Origin of the sequence: Isobaculum melis (genome assembly GCF_900111355.1) — a bacterium.
Taxonomy (GTDB): domain Bacteria; phylum Bacillota; class Bacilli; order Lactobacillales; family Carnobacteriaceae; genus Isobaculum; species Isobaculum melis.
In genome coordinates this window covers 82,799-98,888 of record NZ_FOHA01000005.1, presented here as the reverse complement: position 1 = coordinate 98,888, position 16,090 = coordinate 82,799, and the positions used below count along the sequence as shown (strand labels likewise).

The 16,090-nt window shown below is 36.1% G+C and carries 12 protein-coding genes; all 12 read right to left on the bottom strand.

What is annotated here, in order from left to right; translation table 11 throughout:
- Nucleotides 1-61: 61 nt before the first annotated feature.
- The 12 genes from BMW29_RS05580 to pdhA all read right to left on the bottom strand — a co-directional run bounded on the left by BMW29_RS05580 (nt 62) and on the right by pdhA (nt 15,889).
- Nucleotides 62-1,102, bottom strand: a complete 1,041-nt coding sequence (locus BMW29_RS05580) for a CAP-associated domain-containing protein (RefSeq protein WP_092651194.1) — start codon at nt 1,100-1,102, stop codon at nt 62-64.
- Between the two features lie 28 nt (nt 1,103-1,130).
- Nucleotides 1,131-4,559, bottom strand: a complete 3,429-nt coding sequence (locus tag BMW29_RS05575; RefSeq protein WP_092651192.1) for a pyruvate carboxylase — start codon at nt 4,557-4,559, stop codon at nt 1,131-1,133.
- Between the two features lie 129 nt (nt 4,560-4,688).
- On the bottom strand, nt 4,689-5,843 hold the full coding sequence (locus tag BMW29_RS05570; protein ID WP_092651190.1) for an FtsW/RodA/SpoVE family cell cycle protein: 1,155 nt from the start codon (nt 5,841-5,843) through the stop codon (nt 4,689-4,691).
- Nucleotides 5,844-5,873: 30 nt separating this feature from the next.
- Nucleotides 5,874-6,170 (bottom strand): Fpa/YlaN family protein, encoded by a 297-nt coding sequence (locus BMW29_RS05565; RefSeq protein WP_092651188.1) that lies wholly within the window; start codon nt 6,168-6,170, stop codon nt 5,874-5,876.
- A gap of 121 nt (nt 6,171-6,291) precedes the next feature.
- The gene (typA, locus tag BMW29_RS05560) at nt 6,292-8,127 is read right to left on the bottom strand and encodes a translational GTPase TypA (RefSeq protein ID WP_092651186.1); all 1,836 of its coding nucleotides are present in this window, start codon (nt 8,125-8,127) and stop codon (nt 6,292-6,294) included.
- Between the two features lie 325 nt (nt 8,128-8,452).
- Nucleotides 8,453-9,088, bottom strand: coding sequence for a signal peptidase I (gene lepB / locus BMW29_RS05555; RefSeq protein WP_092651184.1), 636 nt, complete (start codon nt 9,086-9,088; stop codon nt 8,453-8,455).
- Nucleotides 9,089-9,205: 117 nt separating this feature from the next.
- Nucleotides 9,206-9,472 carry a UPF0223 family protein gene (locus BMW29_RS05550; protein ID WP_092651182.1) on the bottom strand — a complete coding sequence of 89 codons (267 nt, stop codon included), beginning with the start codon at nt 9,470-9,472 and terminating at the stop codon, nt 9,206-9,208.
- 19 nt (nt 9,473-9,491) lie between these two features.
- A complete protein-coding gene (locus BMW29_RS05545; protein WP_177165686.1) occupies nt 9,492-10,442 on the bottom strand; it encodes a lactate/malate family dehydrogenase in 951 nt (316 codons plus the stop codon).
- Nucleotides 10,443-10,657: 215 nt separating this feature from the next.
- Nucleotides 10,658-12,064: a dihydrolipoyl dehydrogenase gene (gene lpdA / locus BMW29_RS05540; RefSeq protein WP_092651178.1), complete on the bottom strand. Its 1,407-nt coding sequence runs from the start codon at nt 12,062-12,064 to the stop codon at nt 10,658-10,660.
- A gap of 7 nt (nt 12,065-12,071) precedes the next feature.
- Nucleotides 12,072-13,691: a 2-oxo acid dehydrogenase subunit E2 gene (locus BMW29_RS05535; protein WP_092651176.1), complete on the bottom strand. Its 1,620-nt coding sequence runs from the start codon at nt 13,689-13,691 to the stop codon at nt 12,072-12,074.
- A 104-nt stretch (nt 13,692-13,795) separates the two neighbouring features.
- Nucleotides 13,796-14,773, bottom strand: coding sequence for an alpha-ketoacid dehydrogenase subunit beta (locus BMW29_RS05530; RefSeq protein ID WP_092651174.1), 978 nt, complete (start codon nt 14,771-14,773; stop codon nt 13,796-13,798).
- A 3-nt stretch (nt 14,774-14,776) separates the two neighbouring features.
- A complete protein-coding gene (pdhA, locus tag BMW29_RS05525; RefSeq protein WP_092651172.1) occupies nt 14,777-15,889 on the bottom strand; it encodes a pyruvate dehydrogenase (acetyl-transferring) E1 component subunit alpha in 1,113 nt (370 codons plus the stop codon).
- Nucleotides 15,890-16,090 lie beyond the last annotated feature (201 nt).

Genomic DNA, 16,090 nt, shown 5'->3' with positions numbered 1-16,090 from the left:
TCATTTTTTTACCTACTCAAATTGTACAGAATAAACAGGAAAATTGCTAGCTATTTCTTCATTATTCACTTTGAACAAATAAGCCAAAAATATTATCTTCTAAAAAATGAATAGAAAAATGGTTAAGCTGTGGGTCAAATAGTTGTTGATGGTAAGCTGATGTACGTAATACCTTATCAACAACACTTGGTGCGTCAGGCTTAATGCTTTCAACAAAATAGGAAAATCGCTGTGCCTTTATTTGATGTTCAGTAAATAAGTCTGTTAGTTGCTGCTTCAAATCTGCTTCTTTTGGGCTTTCATGAAAAATTTGTTGCTGGTACATTTTACAAATTAAATCAATAGCTTCAGTTGTTGTAAATTCTGGCAGCTGCGCTCTTTGACGAATCACATTAAAAATTTCCATTGTTTGTTTGCGATTGCTTTCATCTATTTTTTTCCATTCCTCTGCATCAATCGTAGGTAAGGCTTCTAATTGATTTAAGCCACTTACATCATAAGGTGCAACTCTTAATAGTGTTTCTTTATCAAAATAACGCAGAGAAACAACTTGGTTGGTTTGACTATCTATCTCCAAGGCTGCATAGCTTTCATTCTCAAAGCAAACTAATGGTAAATAATTCATATCCTCTTCTGTTAACTCTAATTGGTAATTATTTTGCTCATATTTAAAGGCTACTTCTGGGACAATTGTGATAATTGAATATAAATCATCTAGATACATATCCATTTGAAAAGGAGCAACATCCAGCGCTGTTCCTAAAGCATAAATTGTCACAACTTTGTGCTCTTTGACACCAACTTGCAGATAATGTTGAGGATCTTTTGCGTAAATATAAGATTGGTAGCCATAAGCCGTTTCATCTACTCGGTCTGGTTGACCAAATTCATTCTCTAAAACCGAAAAATCTTTGCCAATATATTGTGCAAACCCATTCGTTGGAAGAACTGTCATATTTGTGCCAGTTGGATCCACTTGCCTTGTTTGCTTAGTTGCAGGCTCTTCATTTTTTTTAGAATGATCTGGTCCAAAATAAGGAGAGAAATAGGCAAACCACATAAAAATTAAAAATAGTGGTATTGCACGTACAATATTTTTCATATTGAAACCTTTCCCTCCTTTTTGTTAACTAGTTGGCAATGACTTCTAATAATAAATCATTTGTTTCAATCATATCGCCATTTTGTACATATATTTGAGAAATCACACCATCAAAATTTGCTTGAATCGTAGTTTCCATTTTCATCGCTTCTGTTGTGATGAGTGATTGACCGCATTTCACCTGGTCTCCTTGTTTAACTAATACCTCGATAATCGATCCTGGCATGGTTGCACCAACATGTTCTTGATTTGTTGGTTCGATTTTTCGTCTAGCAATACTTGTTGTTTGAATGCCAATATCTTTCACGACGATTTGGCGGCCTTGTCCATTTAATTCATAGAACATAATGCGCATGCCTTCTGTATCTGGTTCACCAATTTCAATTAACTTAATAATTAAGGTTTTTCCTTTTTCAATTTGTACTTCAATGGTTTCTCCTGGGCGCATCCCATGGAAAAAGGTTGGAGTATCAAGTAATGTAACATCGCCAAATTGTGCATACATTTTTTGATAATCTAAAAATACTTGCGGATACATTAAATAGCTTAACACATCTTGAATGCTAGGGGTATCTTCAATTTTCTCAGCTAAATCTAATGCAACTTTTTCAAAGTCAATCGGTTCTGTTAAACTACCTGGTCTAACAGTATATGGCTGCTTATCTTTTAAAATTATTTTTTGTAATTCTTTTGGAAATCCGCCTTCAGGTTGGCCTAAATCTCCCATAAAGAAGCTAATGACAGAAGCTGGAAAATCGATTTGCGTCCCTTTTTGATAAATATCTTCTTCTGTTAAATTGTTTTGAACCATAAACAGTGCCATATCTCCTATTACTTTTGACGAAGGTGTCACTTTAACAATATCACCAAATAATTGATTAACTTTAGGATAAACTGCTTTAATTTCATCCCATTTATCTTCTAAACCAACTGCTTTTGCTTGTTGCTGTAAATTAGAATATTGTCCACCTGGCATTTCATGTTGATAGACTTCTGTTTGTGGTGCGGTTACGCCATTTTCGAAATCTTGGTATAAATTGCGAACGTCCTCCCAATAATGATTGATTTCTTGGGCTGCTGAGATATCTAATTTAGGCGATCGATTGGTATGTTCTAAAGCATAATAAAGAGAAGATAAGCTAGGCTGACTTGTTCCACCGCTCATTGCACTCATTGCAACATCCACAATGTCTACACCTGCTTTAACGGCCTCTGAATAGGTTAAAATACCATTGCCGCTTGTATCATGTGTGTGTAAATGAATGGGTAAATCGGTTGTTTCTTTTAATTCACTAATTAGGCGATAGGCAGCTTGTGGTTTAAGTAAGCCTGCCATATCTTTAACAGCGATAATATGTGCGCCTTGTTGTTCCAATTCTTTGGCTAATTTTTTATAGTAATGGACATCATATTTTTGCCTAGCTGGATCGAATAAATCCCCCGTATAGCAGATAGCTGCTTCAGCAATTTTTCCTGCATCTCTGACTGCTTGAATACTTTTTTCCATTTGTGGCAGCCAATTTAAGCTATCAAAAATTCGAAAAACATCAATTCCACTTTTAGCAGCTTGCTGAATAAAGGTTTCAATTACATTATCTGGATAGTTTTGATAGCCTACTGCATTGGAACCTCTAAATAGCATTTGAAAAAGAACATTTGGCATTTGGCTTCTTAATTTTTCTAAACGTTCCCATGGATCTTCATTTAAGAAACGGTAGGCTACATCAAATGTTGCGCCGCCCCACATTTCAGTTGAAAAAAATTGTGGCATTGCTTGTGCTGTTTGTTCAGCAATCTGTAAAAAATCTTTGGTTCTGACACGGGTAGCTAACAAGCTCTGATGGGCATCTCTAAAGGTTGTATCGGTTAACAATACTTGGTTTTGCGCTTTAATCCAGTCTGTGACACCAGTGGCACCAGCACGGTCTAATAACTGCTTTGTTCCCTCAATTGGTGCTTGCTGCTTGAGTTTTTTAGGCATTCGAGGTAATTTTAAAAATGGCTTTTCTATTTTTTCAATGCCAGGAAATCCATTCACTGTCACTGAGCTAATATATTTCATTGTTTTGTTGCCTCGGTCTCTTAATTTAGAAAAGACAAACAAGGCTGGGGTTGTATCAATAAAGGTTGTTTTCGCTTCACCACTTAAAAAGACAGGATGATTAATGACATTTTCCATAAAAGGAATATTGGTTTTGACACCACGAATTCTAAATTCTTTTAGTGCTCTATCCATTTTCTCTACTGCTTTTTCAAAAGTTAAGGCATGAACACAAGCCTTTACCAGTAATGAATCATAGAATGGTTTAACAACCGTTCCTTGAAAGCCATTACCAGCATCTAATCTAATCCCAAAGCCTCCTGGCGAGCGGTAGGTATCAATTGTTCCAGTATCAGGTAGGAAATGATTCATTGGATCCTCTGTTGTAATACGGCATTGAATAGCCGCACCCATCAGCAACAAATCTTTTTGCTTAGGTAACTTCATTTCTTTGTGTAAATCCTGTCCTTGTGCAATTTGTAATTGTGATTGGACAATATCAATTCCTGTTACCATTTCAGTAATGGTATGCTCCACTTGTACACGGGGATTGACTTCAATAAAGTAAAAGTCATCGCCTTCTAAAAGAAACTCAACTGTTCCTGCGTTGACATAGCCAACATGTTTAGCTAGTTTGACTGCTGCTTGACACATTCTTTCTCTTAGCTCCGTTGAAATAGAAACACAAGGTGCAACTTCAACAACTTTTTGATGCCGTCTTTGAACAGAGCAGTCCCTTTCAAAAAGATGGAGGATATTGCCATGTTTATCGCCTAAAATCTGGACTTCTATATGTTTTGGATCTGCAATATATTTTTCCACATAAATTTCATCACTACCAAAAGCAGCTTTTGCTTCACTTTTTGCCCGTTCAAAGGCCTCAGTTGCTTCTGCTTCAGAATGAGCCACACGCATGCCTCTGCCGCCGCCACCTAGTGCAGCTTTAATCATGATAGGATAACCATATTTCTGACCAAATAAATGAACATCTTCGATTCCGGCTACTGGCCCATCTGTTCCAGGGATTATTTGAATTCCTGCTTCAAGAGCTGCTGTTTTAGCTTTAATTTTATCACCAAAAATATCTAAATGATGGCGTGTGGGTCCAATAAAAGTTAGTCCTGCCTCATCACATTTTTTTGCAAAAGTAATATTTTCAGATAAAAATCCATAACCTGGATGAATGGCATCTGCGCCAGCTTCTTTAGCAATGCGAATCATATCATCCATGTCTAAATATGCATCAATTGGTTTTTTTCCGGCTCCAACTAAGTAAGCCTCATCAGCTTTAAAGCGATGGACAGAACTTGCATCTTCATTTGAATAAACAGCAACTGTTTTCATTGATAATTCTGTACACGCTCTAAAAATACGAATGGCAATTTCACCTCGATTCGCTACCAAAACTTTTTCCATATGATTCACACTCCTCTATTCCTTCGTTTGTATGTTAAAAAAAGACTTCAATTAAGAAGTCTTTTCTAATCTAATTCTCATTATACACAACTCAGCCTTTATTTTATAGCTAAAAGCTGAATTTCTCTTTTAGCTCTTTATTTCTTTATTCATTTTCTCAGTTGCACTGATATTTAAAACTAAGCCAAGTGAAATACTCAAGACAAGCATACTTGAACCACCATAACTAATAAATGGGAAAGTAACCCCTGTAATCGGCAGAATACCTGTCACACCGCCTAGATTTAAAAAGGTTTGAATCATCATCATGGTAGCTACACCCACACAAATTAATGAGCCAAATGAATCCTTCGCACGAATACCAATTAAATAAATACGAGAAATTAACATCATAATTAACAAGACCACAAAGAGTAAGGTAACAAGTCCTAATTCTTCTCCTAAAATAGCAATGATAAAGTCGGTATAAGGTTCAGGTAGATAGCCTAACTTTTGTACACTTCTGCCTAATCCAACACCGAATAATCCGCCTCTTGATAAAGCTAAATAAGAATTATAAAGTTGAAGACCTGCCTCTTGAGAGGTTTTAAATGGGTCCCAAAATGCTTGGAAACGGCTTAATCTTGTTTCGTTCATAAAGGGTACCTTTGTTCCATACTTATACACTAGATAGATATAACCACCAGCAAATGTACTTGCACCCAGACCAGATAAGACACCTAGTCTAGCAGGCATTCCACTAGAGAACATCACTGCTAAAGCAATAATGGTTAAAATTAACGCACCACCCACATCGTTTTCAAGAAAAACAAGAATAGCAATCAGTAAGAAAATAACCATAGGTGGCCAAATAGTATTCAAAGTATCTTTTACAATGGACTGTTGTTTTCTTGAAAAGATAAACGCTAAATACCAAATTAGAACGAGTTTAGCAAATTCTGCTGGTTGAAAGTTAAAAGCACCACCGATTGAAATCCAAGCTTTTGCACCATTAATTTCTTCTGCAAGGAAAAAGACTAGGATTAAAGAAACAAAAATAAAAATTAATAAACCTAAGACAATTTTTTTATTTTTTAACATTTGATATTTAAAGAAAAAAGTAAAAAATAATAAAATTAAACCAATAATGACAAAAATAACCTGCTTCTCAAAATAGCTCGCAGCTGCTTTACCTTGTGTCACAGCAACTTCACTACTTGCGCTATATACCATCACTGCCCCTATAACCGACAAGATGATATAGGGTATAAAAATAAAATAATCTAAATATCTTAATTTTTTCATGCATCAATTAGATTACAAAGTGATTTGTAATCATTCCCCCTTATTTGTTCCTTTCACTTCATCATAAAGTGCTGTATAAACATTATTTAAGGCTTTTTCAAGATCACTTAAAATGCGATGACCAGCTTCTTCAGTAATCACACCTATTTGTGTGGCATACATCACTTGTTTTGAGAAACCAAACATTTGTGTATCCACTATTTCTTCAAAAGCTGGACATTGTGCTAAACATAATGTAGCTTGTTGTTTTGTTATTAATTGATAGATTTTTTCAGCATCTGCCATTAAGATTTCTAATGCAGTCGTTGTATTGATTGTATTTGACATTCTCTCTACCTCCTTTTGAACATTATCATTATAGCATAATTTAACCTAATAAATCGAATATCCATCAATCTTATCAAAAAAGATATGCTACTTGTGAGCATATCTTTTAAGAACGATTTAATTATTCAGCTGGTTTCTTTTTCTTAGAAGCTTTTTCTCTTTCATTTTTGTTAAGAATTTGTTTTCTCAAACGAATGCTTTCTGGTGTTACTTCACAATACTCATCTTCATTCAAGAACTCTAACGATTCTTCTAATGTAAGGATTTTTGCTTTTTTAATAACTGATGTTTGGTCTTTATTGGCAGAACGAACGTTAGTCATTTGTTTTGCTCTTGTGATGTTTACAGTTAAATCATTGTCACGGTTGTTTTCACCAATGATCATACCTTCATAAACATCTGTTGTAGGCTCTACAAAGACTGTTCCACGCTCTTCAATACTCATAATACTGTAAGTTGTAGCTTTACCAGTATCAATTGAAACTAAAGCACCTTGATGGCGTCCGCCAATGGTTCCTTTAATCATTGGTAGGTATTGATCAAAGGTATGATGCATAATACCATAGCCACGAGTCATTGATAAGAATTCAGTTGTATAACCAATCAAACCACGAGCTGGTGCTAAGAAAATCAAACGAATTTGACCGTTACCAGTGTGAATCATATCTTGCATTTCACCTTTACGTAGGCTTAATGATTCAATCACACTACCCATATATTCTTCAGGAGTGTCGATTTGAACGCGTTCAAATGGTTCACATTTTACGCCTTCAATTTCACGTTCAATCACTTCAGGACGAGAAACTTGTAATTCATAGCCTTCACGACGCATATTTTCAATCAAAATTGATAAATGCAATTCGCCACGACCAGACACTGTCCAAGAATCTGGACCTATTGGTTCTACGCGTAAAGATACATCTGTTTGTAATTCTGCCATTAAGCGCTCTTCGATTTTACGAGAAGTAACGAATTTACCTTCACGACCAGCAAATGGAGAATTGTTTACTAAAAAGGTCATTTGTAATGTTGGTTCATCAATATGCAAGATTGGTAAAGCTTCTTGATTGGCTACATCAGCAACCGTTTCACCAACAAAGATATCTTCCATACCAGAAACGGCAATTAAATCGCCTGCTTTTGCTTCATTGATTTCAACACGTTGTAACCCAAAGAAACCAAAGATTTTAGTGACACGGAAATTCTTCACACTGCCATCTAGTTTCATTAAAGCAACTTGATCGCCAACTTTCATTGTGCCACGGAAAACACGGCCAATCCCAATACGACCAACATAATCATTGTAGTCTAATAATGATACTTGGAATTGTAAAGATTCATCTGAATTATCAACTGGAGCTGGTACATGTTCAATAATTTGATCGAAAATTGGTGCCATTGTAGGTTTTTGATCTGCAGGATCATCAGAATCACTTGAAGTTCCATTTAAAGCTGATGCATAGATTACTGGGAATTCCAATTGATCATCATCTGCACCTAACTCGATAAATAATTCTAAGACTTCATCCACAACATGCTCAGGACGAGCTGATGGTTTATCAATTTTATTCACAACAACAATTGGTGTAACTTTTTGTTCTAATGCTTTTTTCAATACAAAACGTGTTTGAGGCATTGTACCTTCATAGGCATCAACAACTAAAACAACACCATCTACCATTTTCATGATACGCTCTACTTCACCACCGAAGTCAGCATGTCCTGGTGTATCTAAAATGTTAATACGTGTACCTTTGTAATCAACAGCTGTATTTTTAGCTAAAATTGTAATACCACGTTCGCTTTCAATCGCATTTGAATCCATTGCGCGTTCTTGTAATTGTGTGTGTCCATCTAAAGTATCTGATTGTTTTAACAACTCATCAACAAGGGTTGTTTTACCATGGTCAACGTGGGCAATAATTGCGACGTTACGAATATCATTTCTTGTTTTCATTTTTATTTTTTCCTCCAATTACTCCTAGAGAGCGTATTTTTTACTAACCTTTACCTCTACAGCACTTAATTAGTAAACTGAATGTATATTTATCATCATTAATAGAAGAATAAATACGTTCGTTTCCTTCATAAGTTTAGAGGCGCTGTCAGCTTTGAAAATACTCTGAAAACTTATGAAAACAACATTTCAACTTTCCTATTTTACCACTTATCTATTCATTTGGAAAGAAAAAAGCTACATTCTTATTGAATTTTAAAAAAAATAGAAGGAACTAGTCCAATCTAGCCCCTTTCTACTCTTTTTATAATCGATTTTATGACGACTAGTTAAAATACTTTAATTCATTTAATGGCCAATAACGTACTTTAGCTTCCCCCACAATATCTGCTTGTGAAATAAAGCCAATATCTCGACCATCATGAGAATTTCTACGATTATCCCCTAAAACAAAGTATGTTCCTTCTGGTACCGCATCGACACCAAATAAATCATATAATGAAAAATCATTTGTAAAAGGCTTTTTATCAGTTAAAGCTGCTTTATATTCATCTAAATAAGGCTCATCATGCGCGACACCATTAATATATAGTACATCAGCTTCTACCATCACATGATCCCCTGGAACACCAATAATTCTTTTGATATACATTTTATCCTCTTGATCAGGTGCTGGGAAAACAATAATATCGAAACGATTAACAAAACTTAGTTTACTCACAATTAATCGTTGATTATTATCTAAAGTCGGTGCCATAGAAAGCCCTTTTACTGTCGTTGTTGTGAAATAAAAATATTGCAACCAAAAGGTTAATAAAATAGCAATTACGATAACAAAGATATTGGTCAACCATTCTTGTTTACTTTTCTTTCGTTTAATTCTTCTTTTTTTATCAGTCTTTTGCGTTCTTGAAATGGCGCTCGTTTCTATTTCTGCATACTGAATCTTTTTATAGGGCATCTGTCTATCACTTCTTTCTTTCCATCTTCTTCTACTCTCTTTATCATACCATAAATGATAAGATACTTTAAAGCAATAAAAAAACCTAGATACAATCTAAGTTTTTTTGACAAGATATTACATCACAATTTTAGCTTTTTCAGTCTTTGAAGCTTGTACAACTCTATATAAAGAAAAGCCTGAAACAGCTTCAAAATCTTTTCCTAATCTTTTCTCTTCCCCAATACTTGGTACAACTTTTTTAAATGCACGATAAGCTGATAAAAAAGCTTCTTTTGAGATGCCCTTTTCATAAGCCGTTTCAACTGCATTCCACATTGAAATCACCGTCAGCATTTCTTCTTTTGACCAAGAAAAATCTAGTGGATAGCTATAATTTTCCATCTTAACTGAGCCTCATTTACTATAATTTTCCTTTTAAGATTAAGGTTAACTTTTCTTTGATTGCTGTTGCAATCGTTAGTAATTCTTGCTTTTCAATATCTGATACAGTAAATTCTGGGAATGGACGAACACCCTCAGAGGATACAACAGCTGGCACAGATAAAGTAATATCTTCTAGCTCCTCCCATGAATGTACATAGGAAATAGGAATAACTGTCTCAGCATTAGAACCAATCGCTTGTAAGAGGCTTAATAGCGCTGAGGCTGTACTATAACCTGTATTCGCCGTTTTGCTTAATTGGCTTAATTCTAATACATCCTCAAGAATATCACTCATGACTTTTTGATCAAATTCATGGACTTCATTTGTCGCATAACTCAAAACAGGTACGCCACCAACAGAGGTACGACTCCAAATAGGTACCTTTTCATCTATACCACTAGCTCCCATTAAATAACCATGAACATCATGTATTGAAATATGAAAGTATGCACTTAATAATTGTTGGAAATACAGAGATTCTGCATATGTGCCTAAGCCTATTACACGATGCTTGGGTAACCCCGAAAACTTCCAAACAAGATGTGTAAAAATTTCTGTTGGCTGTGTTGCAATAATCACAATCCCATTAAAACCATTCTCCATTGATTGATTGATAATTTTTCGCACCATTTGAATCGTCTTTTTTAAATGATCTGTCTCTGATTCATCCTCTAGTCTTTCAGGTGTCGCAGAAATCACTAAAATATCTGCATCCTTTGTTTCCTTATATGTTTTAACAGCTACCTCAACTTGATTAATTGCGGAACTCGCATAAATCATATCTGCAATACGTTTTTCATCAATTTCATCTGACTCAAGCAAAAACATTTGCTCTGCAACCGGTTGAATTGTATGCGCAAATACTAAGTCATAAGCAACATGATTGGTACCAGCAATCACCACTTTTTTTAGATGTTTCTTCATCATCATATTCCCCCCTTGTAACAAACCACCAGTTTTCTTTCCTAGTAAACCAATCTTTTCCTTATCTATTATACCCTATTTCAAAAACATTTGTTCCTTCTGACGTAATAACTTAATCTGTTTGTCATCATTATGTAAACTTATCTTTTATTCTTTGCAACGTTAAAGGAAGAATAAAACAAAAAAAGAGCAAGGAAAATTCCCTGCTCTTCAATCAATTAAATATGAATTGGCATACCTAAAGCTAATTCAGAAGCATCCATCACTGTTTCAGCTAATGAAGGATGTGCATGGATTGTTAAAGCAATATCTTCAGCTACCATACCTGCTTCAATTGCTAAACCAACTTCAGCAATCATATCACTTGCACCAACACCAGCGATTTGAGCACCTACTACTAAGCCGTCTTCTTTACGTGTTACTAAACGAACGAATCCTTCAGTAGCATTTAGAGATAAAGCACGACCGTTACCAGCTAATGGGAATTTAGATGCTTTGACATCCATTCCTTGCTCTTTTGCTTCTTTTTCAGTTAAGCCAACTGTTGCTAATTCTGGGTCTGTGAAACATACAGCTGGAATCGCTACATAATCAACTGCAACTTTTTTACCAGCAATTGCTTCAGCAGCAATCTTCGCTTCATAGCTTGCTTTATGTGCTAAAGCAAGTCCAGCAACGATATCGCCAATGGCATAGATGTTTGGTACATTTGTACGAGATTGGTTGTCTACTGGAAGTAAACCACGTTCACCAATTTCAACACCTGCTTGCTCTAAGCCCATATCATCAGTATTTGGACGACGACCAACTGTTACCATTACATAATCAGCATCAATTGATTGTTCTTTACCATCAACGTCATATTTAACCGTTACACCGTTTTCAGTTTCAACAGCTTCTTTCGCCATTGCACCTGTTACGATTTCAACACCTTTAGACTTGAAGTTATTTAAAACAAGTTTTACCATGTCTTTTTCAAAGTTAGGTAAGATTGAAGGAGAACCTTCTAAAATAGTTACTTCAGCACCAAGGTTGGCATAAGCACCTGCTAATTCGCTACCAATGTAACCTCCACCAATAACAACTAATTTTTTAGGAACTTCTTTTAAGTTCAATCCACCAGTTGAATCAATGATACGTTTGCCAAATTTAAATCCTTTGATTTCAATTGGACGGCTACCAGTTGCAATAATCGCATTGTTGAAGCTATAAGTTTGTGAAGCTGTTTCTGTCATGACACGTAAGTTATGATCATCAACAAAGAATGCTTCTCCACGAACGATTTCAACTTTGTTCTTTTTAAGCAACATTTCAACACCAGTAGTTAAAGTTTTAACAACTTTAGTGTCTTTCCATTCTTGTGTTTTAGCAAAATCCAATTTTACATTGTCAGCTGTTACACCGAAAACCTCAGAATGTTGTGCATCCTGATAATGATGTCCAGCACTAATTAATGCTTTTGAAGGAATACATCCAACGTTTAAACAAACACCACCAATAAATTCACGTTCAACGATTGTTACTTTTTGTCCTAATTGCGCGGCACGAATTGCGGCTACATATCCACCAGGCCCTGAACCAATCACAATTGTGTCTGTTTCTATAGCGAAATCTCCTACTACCATTTTATGATCATCCTTCCATTAATAATAATTCTGGATCAGCAAGTAATGTTTTCATATCATTCATTGCTTTTTGAGCTGTTGCGCCATCAATAATTCTATGGTCAAAGCTTAGAGAAAGTTGCATAACTGGTGCAACAATAATTTCATCATCAGCTGTTACAACTGGTTTCTTAGCAATTTTACCAACGCCTAAAATCGCAACTTCAGGGTAGTTAATGACTGGTGTAAACCAACCGCCACCAATTGAACCAATGTTACTAATTGTGCAAGAACCGCCACGCATATCTGCTGCTGCTAATTTACCTTCAGCTGCTGCTTTGGCGTGTGTTGTAATTTCATCAGCGATAGCAAAAATACTTTTCGCATCTGCATTTTTAATGTTTGGAACGAATAAACCATGATCTGTATCCGTTGCAATGCCAACATTAAAGTAATGTTTGTATACAATTTCTTGTGTCGCATCATCAATAGACGCATTTAATGCTGGGTATTTGCGTAAAACAGAAACTAAAGCTTTCACTACATAAGGTAAGAAAGTTAATTTCACGCCTTTTTCAGCTGCAACGTCTTTGAAACGTTTTCTGTGTGCCATTAATTTAGTAGCATCCACTTCATCGAATAAAGTAACATGTGGTGCAGTTGCTTTACTATTCACCATTGCTTTTGCAATAGCTTTACGAGTTGGTGACATTTTTTCTCTTGTTTCTGATGCACCAGGTGCTGAAACAAAAGGTTGTGCAACTGCTGGAGCTGCTGTTGTTGTTGTTGCTGCTTCCCCTGCTGGAGTTGCTGCTTCTGTTGTTGCAACAGGAGCTGAACCGCCACCAGTTAAGAATGCTTCAATATCTGATTTCAAGACACGGTTATGTGAACCTGTAGCAGTTACTAAGCTAATATCTACGCCTTTTTCACGAGCAAATTGACGAACTGAAGGCATTGCTAGTACACGTTTTGAAGGGTTGCTGTTTGCGACCACTCCTGTGTTTGTTACTGAAGCTGCTGGTGCAGCTGTTGTTTGAGCTGGTGTCGCTGCTACTGGAGCAGGAGCTGTTGGTGCGCTATGATCAACATAATCAGGTGCATCAATTTCAACTAAAACATCACCAACATTTGCTACAGTTCCTTCTGGAACCACAACATTTTTCACCACACCTGTGACTGGTGATGGAATTTCTTCTACTGATTTATCATTTTGAACTTCCAATAAAGTATCATCTTCATTGATTGTATCGCCTGCTTTAACAAACCATTTTACGATTTCGCCTTCTGCAATTCCTTCACCAATATCTGGTAATTTGAATTGGAATAAACCGCCTGTTGCTGCTGGTGCAGGAGCTGCCGCTGGTGCTTCTGTTGCTGGCGCTGCAGTTTCTTCTGCATCCTCATAGCCAGGTGCATCAATTTCAATTAAGACGTCCCCTACAATTGCAACTGTTCCTTCTTCTACTAAAATACTTTTCACAACACCTGTGACTGGTGATGGAATTTCTTCTACTGATTTATCATTTTGAACTTCTAATAAAGTATCATCTTCATTAATTGTATCTCCAACTTTAGCAAACCATTTTACGATTTCGCCTTCATGGATTCCTTCACCGATATCTGGTAACTTAAATTTAAAAGCCATCTTTTATCTTCCCTTCTCAAAATACTGTTCTCTATCCTAATACAATGTATAAAATAGGAAGAAGAAGATTGCGGTCTTCTTCCTTACCTTATTTTTACATAAAATTAAAAGTTATATGCTTCTTTAACTTTTGCTTCAATATCTGTTGCATTTGGTAACCAAATATTTTCAGCTTGACCAAATGGGAATACAGTATCTGGAGCTGCAACACGCATGATTGGTGCTTCTAATGAAAGAACTGCACGCTCTGAAATTTCTGCCATTACCGCTGCGCCAACACCTGCTTGACGTTGTGCTTCTTGAACAACTACTACACGACCTGTTTTTTCAACAGATGCAATAATCGTTTCAATATCTAAAGGAGCAACTGTACGAAGGTCAATCACTTCAACAGAGATGCCTTCTTTTTCTAAGTTTTCAGCAGCTTTAAGACTTTCACGAACCATTGCACCATAAGTGATAATAGAAACGTCAGTCCCTTCTTTAGCAACTGCAGCTTTACCTAGAGGAATTGTATAAGCTTCTTCTGGTACTTCTTCACGGAAAGAACGATATAATTTCATGTGTTCTAAGAAAATAACTGGGTCATTATCGCGAATCGCAGAAATCAATAAGCCTTTAGCATCATATGGATTACTTGGAATCACCACTTTAATACCTGGTGATTGTGCCATTAAACCTTCTAAGTTATCTGAGTGAAGTTCAGGTGTATGAACCCCACCACCAAATGGTGCACGAATTGTAATTGGTAAATTACGTGTGCTGCTCATACGGTAACGCGTACGTGCTGCTTGTCCAACGATTGAATCCATTACTTCAAAGACAAAACCGAAGAATTGAATTTCTGGTACTGGACGATAGCCTTCAAGCGCAAGTCCAATTGCTAATCCACCAATTCCTGATTCAGCAAGAGGTGTATCAAATACACGATCTTCACCAAATTCAGCTTGTAAGCCTTCAGTAGCGCGGAAAACCCCACCATTGTTACCTACGTCTTCACCAAATACCACAACGTTTTCATCATTTTTAAGTTCAGTAGCAAGCGCTTCAGTAATTGCTTGAATCATTGTTTTTTGTGCCATGATTTATTTCGACTCCTTTGCTTCAAAAGTTGCAATTTGTTCTTTTAATAGTTGATCAGGTGTTTCAAACATATTTTTCAAGAAATCTGAAACTTTTTGTTTTGGTTCTTGATCCGCTTGTTTAATTGCTTCTTTAATTTCTTCTTTTGCCGCTTCAATTAATTCGTTTTCTTTTTCTTCTGTCCATAGACCTTTAGCAGTTAAGAAATTACGCATACGAGTTAATGGATCGCGTTTCACCCAAATATCATCTGTTTCTTTTGTACGGTAACGAGTTGGATCATCACCAGAAAGTGTATGTGGACCATAACGGTAAGTCATTGTTTCAATTAAAGTAGGACCATCTCCTGCTACTGCACGAGCACGAGCTGCTTTAGTAACAGCATAAACTGCAAGAGCATCCATTCCGTCAACTTGAACACCTGGGATACCAGCTGCTACAGCTTTTTGAGCTAATGTTTTAGCTTTAGTTTGAACAGAGCGAGGTGTTGAAATAGCAAAGCCATTGTTTTGGATAATGAAGATTGCAGGAGCGTTATATGCGCCAGCAAAGTTGATTCCTTCATAGAAATCTCCTTGTGAAGAACCACCATCACCAGTGTAAGTAATCGCTACATTTTTCTTATTGCGTTTTTTAAGACCTAACGCAACACCAGCAGCTTGAACATATTGAGCACCAATAATGATTTGTGGTGGCATTGCACGTAATTCAGGTGCATATTTATTCCCACCAGCATGTCCTCTTGACCATAAGAAAGCTTCTTTTAATGGTAAGCCATGCATAATTAATTGAGGAACATCACGATAACCAGGTAATAGGAAGTCTTCTTTTTCTAATGCATAATGACTTGCTAATTGACTTGCTTCTTGACCAGCAGTTGGTGCATAGAAACCTAAACGACCTTGACGGTTTAAAGCGATTGAACGTTGGTCTAACACACGAGCCCATACCATTCTGCTCATTAATTCAACCATTTCGTCATCAGTAATATCTAATTGAACATCTTCACTTACTAATTTTCCTTCTTCATCTAAAATCTGAATCATCGGGAATTCAGCGTTTACTTCATCCATTAATGCATCAAAATCGACAACTTGTTTTGTCTCTTTAGCCATTATCAATTCATCCTCTCTCTTTTAACGTATCTTTTTTGTTTCGTAAGATTCATTTATACAGATTTTAAAAACTGTATTATTTTTTTCTTTACAAGACTAAAATAACACGCTTTCAATTCCGTTGCAAGGAAAAAGTCTCACGAATCACAAACTTTTTTATTCCAAATTCCTTGCTAACCAGTATTCTCAATAGCTGAACTC